The 14,688-nt window shown below is 60.7% G+C and carries 15 protein-coding genes; 6 read left to right on the top strand and 9 right to left on the bottom strand.

Annotated elements, in window-relative coordinates:
- Window positions 1-205: 205 nt before the first annotated feature.
- The 7 genes from BH682_RS14390 to BH682_RS14360 all read right to left on the bottom strand — a co-directional run bounded on the left by BH682_RS14390 (window position 206) and on the right by BH682_RS14360 (window position 6,853).
- The gene (locus tag BH682_RS14390; protein WP_003944963.1) at window positions 206-628 is read right to left on the bottom strand and encodes a metal-sulfur cluster assembly factor; all 423 of its coding nucleotides are present in this window, start codon (window positions 626-628) and stop codon (window positions 206-208) included.
- Window positions 625-1,128: a Fe-S cluster assembly sulfur transfer protein SufU gene (gene sufU / locus BH682_RS14385; protein WP_003944894.1), complete on the bottom strand. Its 504-nt coding sequence runs from the start codon at window positions 1,126-1,128 to the stop codon at window positions 625-627. Before sufU ends, BH682_RS14390 begins: the two co-directional genes overlap by 4 nt.
- A gap of 3 nt (window positions 1,129-1,131) precedes the next feature.
- Window positions 1,132-2,397: a cysteine desulfurase gene (locus BH682_RS14380; RefSeq protein WP_003944865.1), complete on the bottom strand. Its 1,266-nt coding sequence runs from the start codon at window positions 2,395-2,397 to the stop codon at window positions 1,132-1,134.
- A gap of 5 nt (window positions 2,398-2,402) precedes the next feature.
- Window positions 2,403-3,209 (bottom strand): Fe-S cluster assembly ATPase SufC, encoded by an 807-nt coding sequence (gene sufC, locus BH682_RS14375; RefSeq protein ID WP_003944795.1) that lies wholly within the window; start codon window positions 3,207-3,209, stop codon window positions 2,403-2,405.
- Between the two features lie 61 nt (window positions 3,210-3,270).
- The gene (gene sufD / locus BH682_RS14370; RefSeq protein ID WP_042919809.1) at window positions 3,271-4,491 is read right to left on the bottom strand and encodes a Fe-S cluster assembly protein SufD; all 1,221 of its coding nucleotides are present in this window, start codon (window positions 4,489-4,491) and stop codon (window positions 3,271-3,273) included.
- The gene (gene sufB, locus BH682_RS14365; RefSeq protein ID WP_003944799.1) at window positions 4,491-5,951 is read right to left on the bottom strand and encodes a Fe-S cluster assembly protein SufB; all 1,461 of its coding nucleotides are present in this window, start codon (window positions 5,949-5,951) and stop codon (window positions 4,491-4,493) included. Before sufB ends, sufD begins: the two co-directional genes overlap by 1 nt.
- Before the next feature lie 155 nt (window positions 5,952-6,106).
- Complete coding sequence (locus BH682_RS14360; protein ID WP_269750909.1) at window positions 6,107-6,853, bottom strand: helix-turn-helix transcriptional regulator; 747 nt, start codon at window positions 6,851-6,853, stop codon at window positions 6,107-6,109.
- Between the two features lie 130 nt (window positions 6,854-6,983).
- On the opposite strand from BH682_RS14360, the gene mptB reads away from it, so the two are divergent.
- Genes mptB through BH682_RS14340 form a run of 4 tightly spaced genes read left to right on the top strand, consistent with a single transcriptional unit; the run spans window position 6,984 to window position 11,969 of the window.
- Window positions 6,984-8,738: a polyprenol phosphomannose-dependent alpha 1,6 mannosyltransferase MptB gene (gene mptB / locus BH682_RS14355; protein WP_003944776.1), complete on the top strand. Its 1,755-nt coding sequence runs from the start codon at window positions 6,984-6,986 to the stop codon at window positions 8,736-8,738.
- Window positions 8,735-9,676, top strand: a complete 942-nt coding sequence (locus tag BH682_RS14350; RefSeq protein ID WP_007727917.1) for an ABC transporter ATP-binding protein — start codon at window positions 8,735-8,737, stop codon at window positions 9,674-9,676. Before mptB ends, BH682_RS14350 begins: the two co-directional genes overlap by 4 nt.
- Before the next feature lie 14 nt (window positions 9,677-9,690).
- A complete protein-coding gene (locus tag BH682_RS14345; protein WP_371684328.1) occupies window positions 9,691-10,527 on the top strand; it encodes an ABC transporter permease in 837 nt (278 codons plus the stop codon).
- A gap of 47 nt (window positions 10,528-10,574) precedes the next feature.
- Window positions 10,575-11,969: a hypothetical protein gene (locus tag BH682_RS14340; RefSeq protein ID WP_232354240.1), complete on the top strand. Its 1,395-nt coding sequence runs from the start codon at window positions 10,575-10,577 to the stop codon at window positions 11,967-11,969.
- Between the two features lie 328 nt (window positions 11,970-12,297).
- On the opposite strand, the gene BH682_RS14335 is transcribed toward BH682_RS14340, so the two are convergent.
- Window positions 12,298-12,540: a DUF2188 domain-containing protein gene (locus BH682_RS14335; RefSeq protein ID WP_064075319.1), complete on the bottom strand. Its 243-nt coding sequence runs from the start codon at window positions 12,538-12,540 to the stop codon at window positions 12,298-12,300.
- 454 nt (window positions 12,541-12,994) lie between these two features.
- Here BH682_RS14335 and BH682_RS14330 point away from each other — a divergent pair, with 454 nt between their 5' ends.
- Both BH682_RS14330 and BH682_RS14325 read left to right on the top strand, forming a co-directional pair.
- Entirely contained in the window at window positions 12,995-13,669 is a 675-nt protein-coding gene (locus BH682_RS14330) for a hypothetical protein (protein WP_075833153.1), read from the top strand.
- The gene (locus BH682_RS14325) at window positions 13,666-14,202 is read left to right on the top strand and encodes a hypothetical protein (RefSeq protein ID WP_075833151.1); all 537 of its coding nucleotides are present in this window, start codon (window positions 13,666-13,668) and stop codon (window positions 14,200-14,202) included. The genes BH682_RS14330 and BH682_RS14325 overlap by 4 nt, the downstream gene beginning before the upstream one ends.
- An 84-nt stretch (window positions 14,203-14,286) precedes the next feature.
- Here BH682_RS14325 and BH682_RS14320 read toward each other — a convergent pair whose 3' ends face one another.
- Complete coding sequence (locus BH682_RS14320; RefSeq protein ID WP_075833149.1) at window positions 14,287-14,679, bottom strand: hypothetical protein; 393 nt, start codon at window positions 14,677-14,679, stop codon at window positions 14,287-14,289.
- Window positions 14,680-14,688: the final 9 nt, after the last annotated feature.

Raw genomic sequence — 14,688 nt, 5'->3', positions numbered from 1 at the left:
GCCGGAGATCACATCGTGACAATCAGCTGCGATGTTACCGATCAGTCAGCTTCCAGCAAATATTCATCAAACAACCATTTGGGACTATTGTCCTGAATATCATGGCTAAAACGGCCCTATATAACAAACCGAAGCGCCGGTACCCGACGAACGGGCACCGACGCTCCGGTGAAATGTATTCAGTTGATCGTGCCGAGGTTGCTTGTCAGACCGTGAAGCCGAGTGCGCGAAGTTGCTCGCGTCCGTCTTCGGTGATCTTGTCCGGTCCCCACGGCGGCAACCACACCCAGTTGATCTTCATGTCGGTACACAGATCGCTACGCACAAGTGCGCCGCGCGCCTGGTCCTCGATCACGTCGGTCAACGGGCACGCCGCCGACGTCAAAGTCATGTCGATCGTGACGACACCGTCGTCTTCGAAGAGTCCGTAGACCAAGCCGAGATCGACGACGTTGATTCCCAGTTCGGGATCGACGACGTCGCGCATCGCTTCTTCGAGTTCGTCGAGTCGCTCAGGCGACGGGACAGTGCCACTGCCCTGTGCGCCACCGAATTCCGCAGTGGAATCGGGATTCGGATTCACCGGAGCGCCGACCTCGGCGTCCTGCACTGGTTGTGTCTCGGTCATGATCCCTGTCCTTCAGTCGTGTCGACCAATTCACTGCTGCTGTCCGCCGTCGTCACAGCACTGCCGTCGACAATCTGGACTACAGCATCCTTGAATGCCATCCATCCGAGCAAGGCGCACTTCACGCGTGCCGGATACTTCGAGACACCGACGAACGCGATACCGTCGCCGAGAACGTCCTCGTCCCCCTCGACGGTGCCCCGACTGCTCACCATCTCGTTGAACGCCGTCACCGTCTTCAGTGCGTCGGTGACCTGCATCCCGATGACGAGGTCGTTGAGCACCGACGTCGACGCCTGGCTGATCGAACAACCCTGACCGTCGTACGAGACGTCGGAGACCGTTCCGTCCTCGGATATCTGGACGCGCAACGTCACCTCGTCGCCACACGTCGGGTTGACGTGGTGCACCTCGGCGCCGAACGGCTCACGGAGTCCGCGGCCGTGCGGATGTTTGTAGTGATCGAGGATCACTTCCTGATACATCTGCTCCATGCGCATGATTCAGTTCAACTCCCCTGCGACACCGAAAAATTCCTGCGCACGCTTGATCGCGGCAACGAGAACATCGATTTCCGCGGTGGTGTTGTAGAGCGCAAACGACGCGCGGGCCGTCGCAGCGACACCGAACTTACGATGCAGCGGCCACGCACAATGGTGTCCGACGCGAATCGCGACGCCCTCGTCGTCGAGGATCTGTCCGAGGTCGTGGGCGTGAATACCGTCCACGACAAAGGAAATCGCTCCGCCGCGGTTCTCGGACGTCTGTGGTCCGATGATGCGCAGACCTTCGATCGCCGACAACTTTTCGAGAGCAGCCTCCACCAACACGTGCTCGTGCGCAGCGACGGCGTCCATCCCGAAGGTGTTCAGGTAATCCACGGCAGCGCCCAGTCCGACCACCTGTGAGGTCATCGGTACGCCGGCTTCGAAACGCTGAGGCGGTGGCGCGTAGGTGCTGACCTCCATGGTGACCGTCTCGATCATCGACCCGCCGGTGATGAACGGAGGCATCGCTGCCAGCAGTTCACGACGGCCGTAGAGAACTCCGACCCCCGAAGGGCCGAGCATCTTGTGGCCCGAGAACGCCGCGTAGTCCACTCCCAGTTCGTGGAAGTCGACGGCCATGTGAGGCACCGACTGGCACGCGTCGAGCACGACGAGTGCACCGACGGCGCGTGCTCGTCGCACCAATTCCTCGACGGGCGCGATCGCGCCGGTCACGTTGGACTGGTGGGTGAACGAAACGACCTTCACCGCGTCCGTCAGCTCCAGCGAATCGAGATCGATCCGGCCGTCGTCGGTGACGCCGTACCACTTGAGCGTCGCACCGGTTCGGCGCGCAAGTTCCTGCCAGGGAACGAGGTTGGCGTGGTGTTCGAGTTCGGTGATGACGATTTCGTCGCCAGGACCGACATGGCGGTCGAAGCGATCGTCACCGAGAACGTAGGTCACCAGATTGAGAGCCTCGGTGGCGTTCTTGGTGAACACCAACTCGTCCGAATCCGCGCCCACGAAAGAAGCGATGGTGGCGCGAGCATTCTCGTACGCGTCCGTCGCCTCTTCTGCGAGCTGATGAGCACCCCGGTGTACTGCCGCGTTACACGTGGTCAGGAAGTCCCGTTCGGCATCGAGAACCTGGACCGGACGCTGCGAGGTAGCGCCGGAATCCAAGTACACCAAAGGTTTTCCGTCGCGCACGGTTCGCGCCAGGATCGGGAAGTCGGCCCGAACCGCTGTGACGTCGAGCTCGCGCACCGAGGTGGTCATCGTGATTACGCTCCCTGGGTAGCTGCGGTGTCCGCGGTGAAACGAACGTAGCCGTTGGTCTCGAGCTCGTCGGCCAGCTCCGGTCCACCGGACTCGACGATGCGGCCACCGACGAACACGTGAACGAAGTCGGGGTTGATGTAGCGCAGAATGCGCGTGTAGTGCGTGATCAGCAGAACGCCGCCGTTCTCGCGCTCCTTGTAGCGGTTGACGCCTTCGGAGACGGTGCGCAGAGCGTCAACGTCGAGGCCGGAGTCGGTCTCGTCGAGGATCGCGATCTTCGGCTTGAGCATGCCCAACTGCAGGATCTCGTGGCGCTTCTTCTCGCCACCGGAGAAGCCTTCGTTGACCGAGCGCTCGATGAACGAGGGATCGATCTCGAGCTCGCTGAGGGCTTCCTTGACTTCCTTGACCCAGTGGCGCAGCTTGGGAGCCTCGCCTCGCACGGCCGTAGCGGCGGTGCGCAGGAAGTTGGACATGGAAACGCCGGGAACCTCGACGGGGTACTGCATGGCCAGGAAGAGCCCGGCACGTGCACGCTCGTCGACGCTCATTGCGAGGACGTCTTCACCGTTGAGGGTGATGGAGCCGGACGTGACCTGGTACTTGGGGTGACCGGCGATGGCGTACGACAGAGTCGACTTGCCGGAGCCGTTGGGGCCCATGATCGCGTGGGTCTCCCCGGAGCGGACCGTCAGGTCGACGCCCTTGAGGATCTGGATGGGCTCGGCGTTGGCATCGGAGTTGGCGACCTCGACGTGCAGGTCACGAACCTCGAGGACCGAGGTGGTGGTGTTGTCACTGGTAGACATGAAATTCCTTCAAGATGAGGCGGGCGAGCGTAGCGACGGGGTGGTGTCGCAGGCGGGGCGGTCAGGAGCCGACGGCTGCGAGTTCGGCTTCGACTGCGGCTTCGAGGCGATCGCGCACCTCGGGAACAGCGATCTTGTTGATGATTTCGTGGAAGAACCCACGTACGACCAGACGACGAGCCTGATCCTCCGGGATACCACGAGCACGCAGGTAGAACAGCTGCTCGTCGTCGAAACGTCCCGTTGCACTTGCGTGGCCGGCCCCGACGATCTCACCGGTCTCGATTTCGAGGTTCGGAACCGAGTCGGCGCGGGCGCCGTCGGTCAGCACCAGGTTGCGGTTGAGCTCGAACGTGTCGGTGCCCTCCGCTGCGGCGCGGATGAGAACGTCGCCGATCCACACGGTGTGCGCGTCGGGCTTGCCGGATCCGGGATCTCCCTGAAGCGCACCCTTGTAGACCACGTTGGACTTGCAGTTGGGCTGCGAATGGTCCACCAGCAGACGCTGTTCCAGATGCTGGCCGGCGTCGGCGAAGTACAGACCGAGCAGTTCGGCGTCGCCGCCCGGTCCGTCGTACTTGACTGTGGCGGACAGGCGAACCAGGTCGCCGCCCAGGCTGATCGAGGTGTATCGAAGCACTGCGTCGCGGTTCAGGCGAGCGTGGTGTGACGTCACGTGAACTGCGTCGTCCGCCCAGTCCTGGATGGCCACCACCGTCAGCTGCGCACTGTCACCGAGAACGAATTCGATGTTCTCCGCGAAGGTTCCGCTGCCGCGCTGGTCGATCACGAACGTCGCCTTGGCGAACTGCGCCAGACGAATCTGGGTGTGTCCGTAGGCGACGTTGTCGACTCCGGGGCCGGTCATGGTGACCACGACGGGCTTCTCGACCTCGACCTCGGCGCCAACCGAGATGACCGTTGCCGTCTCGAAGCTCGAATACGCCTGCGCTGCAATGCGATCAGCGGGAACGCCGGCTTTGCCCAGACGTGCGTCATCACGGCCGACGGTCTCGACGGTGATGTCGCTTCCGCCGTCGACCTCGACGGTGACCTGTCCGTTGGCGACGGCGCTGCCGTCGTGCAATCCCCGGAGACGACGCAGCGGGGTGAACCGCCAGATCTCGTCACGTCCGCCGGGAACCTCGAAAGCATTGACGTCGAACGAGGAGAACTGCTCACCCTTGTTCGTGATGGGTGAGCCTGTGGCTGCACCCTTTACAGGAGCGGTCGGGTTCTCCCCGGCAACAGCTCCGATGACTCCGGTCTCTGGCGTGGTCACTAACCCACAGCCCCTTCCATCTGAAGTTCGATAAGGCGGTTGAGCTCGAGCGCGTACTCCATCGGGAGTTCCTTCGCGATGGGCTCGACGAATCCACGCACGATGGTGGCCATCGCCTCGTCCTCGGTCAGTCCGCGGCTCATCAGGTAGAAGAGCTGATCGTCACTGACCTTCGAAACGGTGGCCTCGTGACCCATGGTGACGTCGTCCTCGCGGATGTCGACGTACGGGTAGGTGTCGCTTCGGCTGATCTGGTCGACCAGCAGAGCGTCACACTTGACGGTCGACTTGGAGCCGTGGGCACCCTTGTTGACCTGCACCAGACCGCGGTACGACGCACGTCCACCACCACGGGCGACAGACTTGCTGATGATGGTCGAGGACGTGTGCGGCGCGAGGTGGAGCATCTTGGCGCCGGTGTCCTGGTGCTGGCCCTCGCCGGAGAACGCAACGGAGAGAACCTCACCGCGGGCGTACTCGCCCATCAGCCACACGGCCGGGTACTTCATGGTGACCTTGGAGCCGATGTTGCCGTCGACCCACTCCATGGATCCGCCGGCCTCGACCTTGGTGCGCTTGGTCACCAGGTTGTAGACGTTGTTGGACCAGTTCTGGATGGTCGTGTAGCGGCAGTGGCCGCCCTTCTTCACGATGATCTCGACGACGGCCGAGTGCAGTGAATCGGACTTGTAGATCGGCGCGGTGCAACCCTCGACATAGTGCACGGAGGCATCTTCGTCGACGATGATCAGGGTGCGCTCGAACTGACCCATGTTCTCGGTGTTGATGCGGAAGTACGCCTGCAACGGGATGTCCACGTGGACTCCCGGCGGAACGTAGATGAACGAGCCACCGGACCACACGGCGGTGTTCAGCGCGGAGAACTTGTTGTCGCCGGCCGGGATGACCGATCCGAAGTACTCCTTGAACAGCTCCGGGTGCTGCTTGAGACCGGTGTCCGTGTCGAGGAAGATGACGCCCTGCTCCTCGAGGTCCTCACGGATCGAGTGGTAGACGACCTCGGACTCGTACTGAGCTGCGACGCCGGCAACGAGGCGCTGCTTCTCCGCCTCGGGGATGCCGAGCTTGTCGTACGTGTTCTTGATGTCCTCGGGCAGGTCTTCCCACGACTCGGCCTGCTTCTCGCTGGACCGGACGAAGTACTTGATGTTGTCGAAGTGAATACCTTCGAGGTCGCTGCCCCAGTTCGGCATCGGCTTCTTGTCGAAGGTGCGCAGCGCCTTGAGGCGGATGTCGAGCATCCACTCGGGCTCGCTCTTCTTGGCGGAGATGTCCCGCACGACAGCCTCGGACAACCCGCGCTGCGCGCTGGCTCCGGCTTCGTCGGAATCGGACCAGCCGTAGCCGTAATGACCGAGGGACGCGATGGTCTCTTCCTGCGTGAGCGGCTCGGTGCCTGCTGCCGCAGTGGTAGTCGCCTGGTCTGATGTGACGGTCATGCGAGCTCCTTCCGGAGTCTTGTTTCTTGACGGCTGCTCGGGTTCAGCGAGGGCTGGTCGCTGTGGTCGAGCAGTTCTGACTTTGAAGAACTAGCTGAAAAATCTCTATTCGAACGCTGCACGGTGGCAACGCTCTCTAGAACAATCTGGTCCGGTCATCTACTCCCGGTGGACACGAGGGGCACGTGCGTCGTGCAGGCGCAGTCACCGTTTGCGATGGTCGCCAGACGCTGAACATGAGTCCCGAGCAATTGCCGGAATGCTTGCTGCTCTGCCTCGCACAGTTCCGGAAACTCTTCTGCCACATGGGAAACCGGGCAATGGTGTTGGCAGATCTGCACGCCGTTGCCGACCGGCCGGGTCGACGCTGCGAACCCCACCGCATTGAAGGCTTCGGCGATTGCGTCCGCTGTCGCCTCGACGTTGTCGACATCTGTCGGATCAGCCGGTTCGACGTCTCCGACGATCGCCTGGACCCGACGCTTGGCGAACTCCTCGATTGCCGCGTCTCCGCCGATTTCACGGAGTTGCCGCATCGCGGCTCCCGCCAGATCGTCGTAGGTGTGGCCGAGGCGGCCGCGACCGGTCGCGGTGATCTGGAACTGCTTGGCGGGACGACCTCGTCCACGCTGACGCAGCGACGACGCCGAAGCAGTTCGGGCTTCGCCGGACTCGATCAACGCATCCAAGTGACGTCGGACACCTGCGGCACTCAAACCGAGGCGCGTGCCGATTTCGGAGGCGGTAATGGGGCCTTCTTCGAGTAGCAGCTTGACCACTGCGGCCCGGGTCTGGCCTTCGACGCTCACCGTCACCGGATTTGCGGCAGCACTAGGCGAGGTCGCTACAGTGGGCTGACCTGCAACTTCCTTGCTTCGAGGGTCTGACGCATTTCTTTTCACAACACAAGTGTGACGGAATTCTTTTCGCAGGTCTACTAAGGGCAACCTGCATTACATTCGGGAATATCCGGACAACGTACGTTGTTTGTGCTTGTCTGTCCGGCTGGATGGAGCCGCTACGCTGCCTGGTGTGCCGCAGACCCCCGAGAAGACGACGACCGCGCGATCGGCGCGCGCGATCCTGCTGGAAAAACCCAAGGCACTCGCGCTTTCCACAATCGGCGTTCGACCTTTCGGATCCGCTCCCCGGCAGAGTATGGCCGCGGTGCTGCACGGCGACGAGGACGAGCGCCCGGGCCTGAACGCGAAGGAAACCGCACAACTGCGAGGGATCCGCCGATTCGGCGCAACCGGCGCGGTCTTGATGGCAGTCGGAGCGCTCGGCGCCGGCGCACAACCCGTCCTGCAGAATCCGACCGCAGGACTTCGAGTCCTCAGCCTTCCCGGACGTATGCCGACGGTCTCACTCACCATGACGATGACCGGAACGGTGCTCGTCGTTCTCGCCTGGCTGATGATGGGCCGATTTGCAGTCGGGGACATACGAAGCCGTTCCGGCGCACCGCGGCGCATGACCCGATCTCAGTTGGACCGAACACTCCTGCTGTGGATCCTGCCGCTCTCGGTCGCACCGCCGATGTTCAGCCGCGACGTCTACTCGTATCTGGCTCAAAGCGAAATCGCGGCCCGTGGACTCGATCCGTACGCCATCGGCCCCAAGGCGGCACTGGGCGTCGACCACGTTCTCACCCGCACGGTTCCGACGATCTGGCGCGACACCCCGGCTCCGTACGGTCCGTTCTTCCTGTGGCTGGGACGCGGGATCAGCTCACTGACCGGCGACAACATCGTGGCCGGAATCTTCTTGCACCGCTTGCTCGCATTGGCCGGCGTCGCGCTCATCGTGTGGGCGATACCTCGACTGGCCAAGCGATGCGGTGTCTCTGCCGTCAGTTCGCTCTGGCTCGGTGCCGCGAACCCGCTGTTGCTCTTCCACTTGGTGGCCGGCATCCACAACGAAGCGCTCATGCTCGGGTTGATGCTCGCCGGAATCGAGATCGCTCTCCGCGCAGTCGAAGGGTCCGGGCCCATCCGTGGGCGAGCGCTGTTCTATCTCGTTGCGGGATCAGGTTTGATCGCGTTGTCGTCGACCGTCAAAATTCCGTCCTTGCTTGCGCTGGGATTTGTCGGCATGGCCTTGGCTCGGCGTTGGGGTGGAACCTGGAAAGCCCTGGCGGGAGCCGCGATTCTCCTGGGCATCGTTGCCGCTGTCGTCACGTTTGTCATCAGCGTGGCCAGTGGGCTCGGTATGGGTTGGATCAACACCCTCGACACCGCCACGGCAGTGCGAAGTTGGATGTCCATCCCGACGCTCCTGGGCGTCGGCACGGGATTGGCAGGCGTACTGCTCGGACTCGGCGATCACACGACGGCGATCCTCACGATCACGCGGCCCATCGCAACTCTCGTCGCCATGCTCGTCACCGCACGGATGATGATCTCGGTCTACATGGGCCGCATCCATCCGGTCGGCGGACTCGGCATCGCGCTCGGCGCGATCGTTCTCCTGTTCCCCGTCGTTCAGCCGTGGTACCTGCTGTGGGCGATCCTTCCGTTGGCGGCGTGGGCCACCGCGCCGATTTTCCGCATCCCTGCCGTCGTCTTCACCTCGATCGTCAGCGTCATGTTGATGTCCAACGGCGCCGAATACCTTCCGTTCATGATCGTGCAGGCCGTCATCGCGACCATCCTCACCGCCGGAACGCTCATCGTCTTCACCCGCAATTCACTCCCCTGGCGTAGCGACAAGCCAGTAGCGGAGATCACGAAAGGCGGACCGGTAGACGAAGACAACTCGGCGGGGGCTTACGCTGATTCCCCGTGACCTCGAGAGCCTCCAGATCGTCGACGCCGGCGGTACAGATCCAGGGTGTCGTCAAGTCCTTCGACGGTGTTCGAGCCGTCGACGGTATCGATCTCACTGTCGAGACGGCCCAGGTAGTTGCCCTGCTCGGCCCCAACGGAGCCGGTAAGACAACCACCGTCGAGATGTGCGAAGGGTTTGTCACCCCCGATGCCGGCACGGTTCGAGTGCTCGGTCTCGATCCCATCGCCGACTCCGGTGAAGTCCGCTCGCGAATCGGTGTCATGCTGCAGGGCGGCGGCGCGTACCCCGGGTCCAAGGCCGGGGAAATGCTCGACCTCGTGGCCGCATACTCGGCCGACCCGCTCGATCCCGCCTGGCTCCTTTCCAAACTCGGCCTCACCGATGCGCGCAAGACCCCGTACCGCCGCCTCTCCGGAGGCCAGCAGCAACGACTGTCCCTGGCGTGCGCGCTGGTCGGCCGTCCCGAATTGGTATTTCTGGACGAACCCACCGCCGGCCTCGACGCTCAGGCACGTCTACTCGTGTGGGAACTCATCGACGCTCTGCGACGCGACGGCGTGAGCGTCCTGCTCACCACACACCTCATGGACGAGGCCGAAGCGCTCGCCGACGAACTGGTCATCATCGACCACGGCAAGATCGTCGCGTCGGGAACGCCGGCGGAGGTCACCAGCAAGGGCGCCGAAGGACAACTCCGTCTGACGACGGTTCCCGGTTTGAGCCTCGATTCGCTGGCCGGTTCACTCGCCGGGTTCCGCATCGAGGAATCCAACCCCGGCACCTACGTCGTCGAAGGTGCAATCGATCCGGCAACCGTGGCAACAGTTGCGACGTGGTGTGCCGATCAGGACGTGCTGATCAACGACATTCGCGTCGATCAACGGAGTCTGGAAGATGTCTTCCTCGAATTGACGGGCCGGGAACTGAGGGGATGACGGAGATCAAGGTCATGAACGAAACAGCGTCGAACGGCCAGAGCAGTCCCATCAGCGTTGCCAGAGACCGGCGGCTCGCCGAGAACCGCTTCGAGCCAGGCACCTTCTCGCCGGATCCCCGCCCCAATTCGGCGGCCAAGATGCTGGCGGCGCAGACCAAACTGGAGTTGACTCTTCTGCTCCGCAACGGTGAGCAATTGCTGCTCACCATGTTCATCCCGATCACCCTGCTCATCGGACTGTGTCTACTTCCGATCGGCGATTTGGGCGATTCTCGGGTCGATACCGTGCTCCCTGGTGTCATGATGGTTGCCGTGATGTCGACGGCGTTCACCGGACAGGCCATCGCCGTCGGATTCGACCGCCGATACGGCGCGCTCAAGCGACTCGGTGCAACGCCGCTACCGCGGTGGGGAATCATCGCAGGCAAGAGCGCTGCCGTCATCATCGTCGTGGCTCTGCAGTCACTCTTGCTCGGCGCTATCGGTTTGGCGTTGGGATGGCGTCCGTCATTCGTCGAACTTGTACTCGGCGCAGTGGTCATTGCCATCGGTACTGTCACATTTGCAGCGCTTGGCCTACTGCTCGGCGGTACTTTGCGAGCAGAGATCGTTCTCGCTCTCGCCAACATCCTGTGGTTCATCATGGTGGGCATCGGCAGTGTGGTCTTCGCCAGTGGTGAACTTCCGACCGCCGTCCACACGCTGGTCCGCATTGTTCCGTCCGGCGCTCTCGCACACGCACTCGAAGCGGCCCTCGACACCTCGATGGACTGGTTCTCGATTCTCGTACTTCTCATCTGGGCCGCAGTGGCCGGAGTCTGCGCAGCAAGGTGGTTCAAGTTCACGTGAGTACACGACGGACAGCTCAGATCGTCGGCTGTGTGGCCGCAACAGTCATGTTGTGTGCCGGACCCGCAACGGCGACCCCTTCGGTGTCCGGTCCCCTCGCACCTGCAAATCCGTACCTCGGTCCCGTCGGTACTTCCACCATGCACGGTGACGCGGGCTCGTCCGACGTCACGCCGCTGCCCGGTCCAGGAACCGGCCCACACGAGGTGACAGCTTTCCCGATGATGGCCGCCTGCCCGACGGTCCTCCAGGGTTCCGACGGCATGGTCGTCTCGCTCTGCACGACGATGATCGGCCAGACCCCGACCATCCATTTGATCGATCCGAAGGCCGACGCCACGCCGTTGGGTAGATCCGTAGCACAACTGCCGCTCGCGAAGGGCAGTCTGCTCGGCGGCGTCTACGCCTACCTCGACAACGAGAACCGTCTCGTCGCCGTCGACGGAAACCGTCAACTGGTCCGCATTTCCCATGCGCAGAATCCGGACGGCAGTTGGCGGCTGGAACTCGCGGAGGTCATCGATCTCAGTGGTGCGGTTGCCGCCGACGACAACGTCACCGGCCTCGCTCCGGACTGGGACGGCAATGTCTGGTTCGCCACCGGGCACGGCACCGTCGGGTATGTCGGCGCGGATCGAATCGCGCACAGCATTGCGCTCCCCGAAGGTGAACAGGTGCAGAACAGCATCTCCACCTCCCCGACGGGCACTGCTGTCGCAACTACCCACGCGCTCTACCAACTGAAGCGAAATGGCGACGAGGTCGTCATCGACTGGCGTCAGCCGTACGACCGCGGGCCGGCCCGTAATCCGGGTCAGCTCAGCTGGGGAACCGGATCGACGCCGACATACTTCGGCCCGTCGACGGGCAGCGATTTCTTGACCATCGTCGACAACGCCCACCCGACAGTGAGCTTGCATGTCTATCGCGCTGACACGGGCGCCGAGGTGTGCACGCAGCCGGTGTTGTCCGCTGCCAGCCAGGACGGCTCACCGAGCGGCAGCGAGAACTCCCTCGTCGGCATCGGTCATTCCGTCTACGTCGCCGGCACCTACGGATACCCGTACCCCACGACTCCTGAAGGTGCCGGTCCAGCGGTCCCCGCCACGGCACCCTTCAACGGCGGGATGACGCGCGTCGACATCGATCCGGTCGGCTGCCATGTCGTGTGGGACAACACGATTCGCAGCTCCGCGGTACCCCACCTCTCGACGGCTGACGGCTCGATCTACACCGTGACACGAGACGGTGCTCCGAACACCTCTCCGCTGGACGGTTACTCCTTCGCGGTGATCGACTCGAAGGACGGGTCGCAGATCGGTTCGACTCCCCTGCCGTCGACGATCCTCAACGACACCCTTCAGATGTCTGCACTCATCACCGAGTCGGGCGAGTACTTCCAGGGAACGATCTCGGGAATCGTGCGAGTTCGCGCGAACTGACGCGAGCTGGCCCCAACGACGCGGGGCAGGCGCGGAGCGAGCTGGCCCCAACGACGCGGGGCAGGCGCGGAGCGAGCTGGCCCCAACGACGCGGGGCAGGCGCGGAGCGAGCTGGCCCCAACGACGCGGGGCAGGCGCGGAGCGAGCTGGCCCCAACGACGCGGGGCAGTTGATAGGGAACTACGATCGTTGGCGTGGTGAATCGTGTGTATGCCGGATAACCGCATGTAGTTGTACGTTCCACTGCACAATAGCAGTCGAATATTCGGATGATCTCACAACGACAAACACCCCGATTCTGCCGAACCGGGGTGTTTGGGACTACAAATTACCCCTTGACGTTGCTCGGGTCATTACCAGGAGCAATGGTGTTTTTCTCGCGAATCTGACCGTTCTTGCCCTGGATCGAAACTTCACCGCCGCCAGCGTTGCCCACGATCTGATTCGCCTTGGAAATCGCTTGCTTCTGAGTGTCGGTGTGAGCACTGGCGCGCTTGCTTCCAGGAGCGCCCTTCACATCCCATCCGCCCTTTGGGTTGGGGCTGACGACTCGGTTGTTCTTTGCAGCCATTTCTATGGCCTTCCCACCAAAAGCTCTGCGGCAGACACGATCTTGACATCTTTTGCCAAAATCGTTGGAGAAGACTACGTTGACATGTGAACCGTCGAAAGTTCCACAAGCCGCGAAGCCTCGTTCCAGTCCGACACCCGGATTGGTACCGGGGCTTTCGGTGATTGAAACACTACACCTAGTGGCCGACAGAAACACATAACGCGAGATGTAGTGAATTACATCGTTGAAATTTGCAGGCCAACCCGGTTCAGCGCGCCGAGGTCTTCGACATGTAGGCGTGTCGCCCACCATACTTATTGCCTTACAATGCCCGGAGCATGCAGTGCATGCACACCTCGCAGTGCGTGGAAACGAGTGTTCGACGTCTTGGCATACTCACAAACATGCGCAGTTGAACTGACTTAGCGTGTCGTGTCTGACCTGCATAGATGCCAGAACCTACGATCAGCGAATGGTTCCCATGCTCAGACAGAACGTGATCGTTCACGAAATCAGCCTTTCCAGCGGTACACCTTGGCACGTCTACATCGCTGCTGTCATCGCTGGTGTCATTGCAATCGGCGGTTGGATTGTCGTACACCGCACCAGCCAGAGCAGAGACCTCAAGAACTGGCGACGGACCACGTTATTGGAAGCGGTATCGACAATCGTGGAAACGTCAATCAGTCGCCGAGACCATATTCAAGCTTCTATAGGCAACTATGACCGGTTTACAATAAAACAGGGTTACGAAGTACCTTCAGAAGTCCGGGAATCTCAAAGAAAAATGCTTGCGGCTCGATACCAAGTGCAGATTTGTAAAGCGAACGATGTTCTTATATTCGCCGAGGAGATAATAAAACTGCATGCACGTAGTTCCGATGCGATTCAGCGACTTCAGCGGAGCTATGTAGAAACACCCTATGAAATAGTTCGAAATATGACCGACGAGCAAATCAGAAACAACGAAGCTCTGGCAGAAATTGACATCAACCGTTTCGACCACAACCATCGTGAGATTATCAGAGCGTTACAAGTGGAACTCAGCCTTTCTAAGGACAAACCGTTTACGGGCGGTTTACGAATGTTGCACAAGCACCTAAGACCAGCAGGATTCAACACAAAAAGCCCCTCGGATAATAGATGAATCTCGCGCAAGAAATTCCAGACAGCATCCCAGAAACGGAGCAAGTCATGCCTCCAGCAGGAGCGCCCTGGTGGGCATTCATCTTGACAGCAGGTGTTGCCATACTGGCCATCGGCGTGTCTTTGTTCAGCCTTTGGTACAACCTGAAAAGAACAGACGAACGAGAGCATGAAAAGTGGGTGAAGACAAGCACCCTCGATCTTGTGAGCGAATTTCTATCAGTTACTTTTACATTGGAAACTGAATTCGTGGGAGAAGGCAGAAAGAACAAAGAACTCAATTTCGACAACTTATGGAAATATACGATAGCGATTCGGACCATGGTAGCCAAAGCAGAATTATTACAACTAGACGAACTTCACAAAAAGATGCGGGAAATAACTCAGAATCAAAACAAATACGTCACCGAGCAGCACACAGCAGGCGGAAATGTGCGAAACTCCGCAGACAGCATTCAGGAGTTGAACACTGCCAACAACGAGCTTATTAAGATAGCCAAGAAATATATTCAACAAAAGAATGATATAATATAGGTATTACGCACAATCCTCCTTCGCGTATAAGTGATTCGGTAAGAAAAAGGGCTACAAGCATTTCAGCTTGTAGCCCTTTTTCTGTCATCTTGCAATCTGAGTGATGCTGTCATCGAACAGTTCTAGATACAGCTCGTAGCAGTCAATCTGACCGTTCAAGTCGATACGAGTGCCAATGTTGCTGATGTTGAACACTTCTGGATAGAACTCGTTGTCGATCAAGTGATCGTAGTACCGCTGTTTTCCGTCTTTGCTGCGCAGATTTCCGGCTTGCTGGCTCAGTTCGAACTGACCTGTTGGAATTTCAAGCTTGACGAACTTCTTTTTTGTATATTCCGCGCCGAACTGCTCAAGGCTGTCTTCCGGATTCAGCGCTACGACGTTGCAAGGCACTGTCTCAGGATCGAGATAGTTCCACTTTCGCTCGGCTGAGCCTGTTTCAGGATCAAACGTCACGCGCTGAGTGTAGATGTCCACCAGGCTAGG

This window comes from Rhodococcus sp. YL-1 (assembly GCF_001942025.1).
GTDB classification, from domain to species: Bacteria; Actinomycetota; Actinomycetes; order Mycobacteriales; family Mycobacteriaceae; genus Rhodococcus_F; species Rhodococcus_F qingshengii.
The sequence above is the reverse complement of the archived record's forward strand: the minus strand, read 5'-3'. Positions and strand labels throughout refer to the sequence as shown.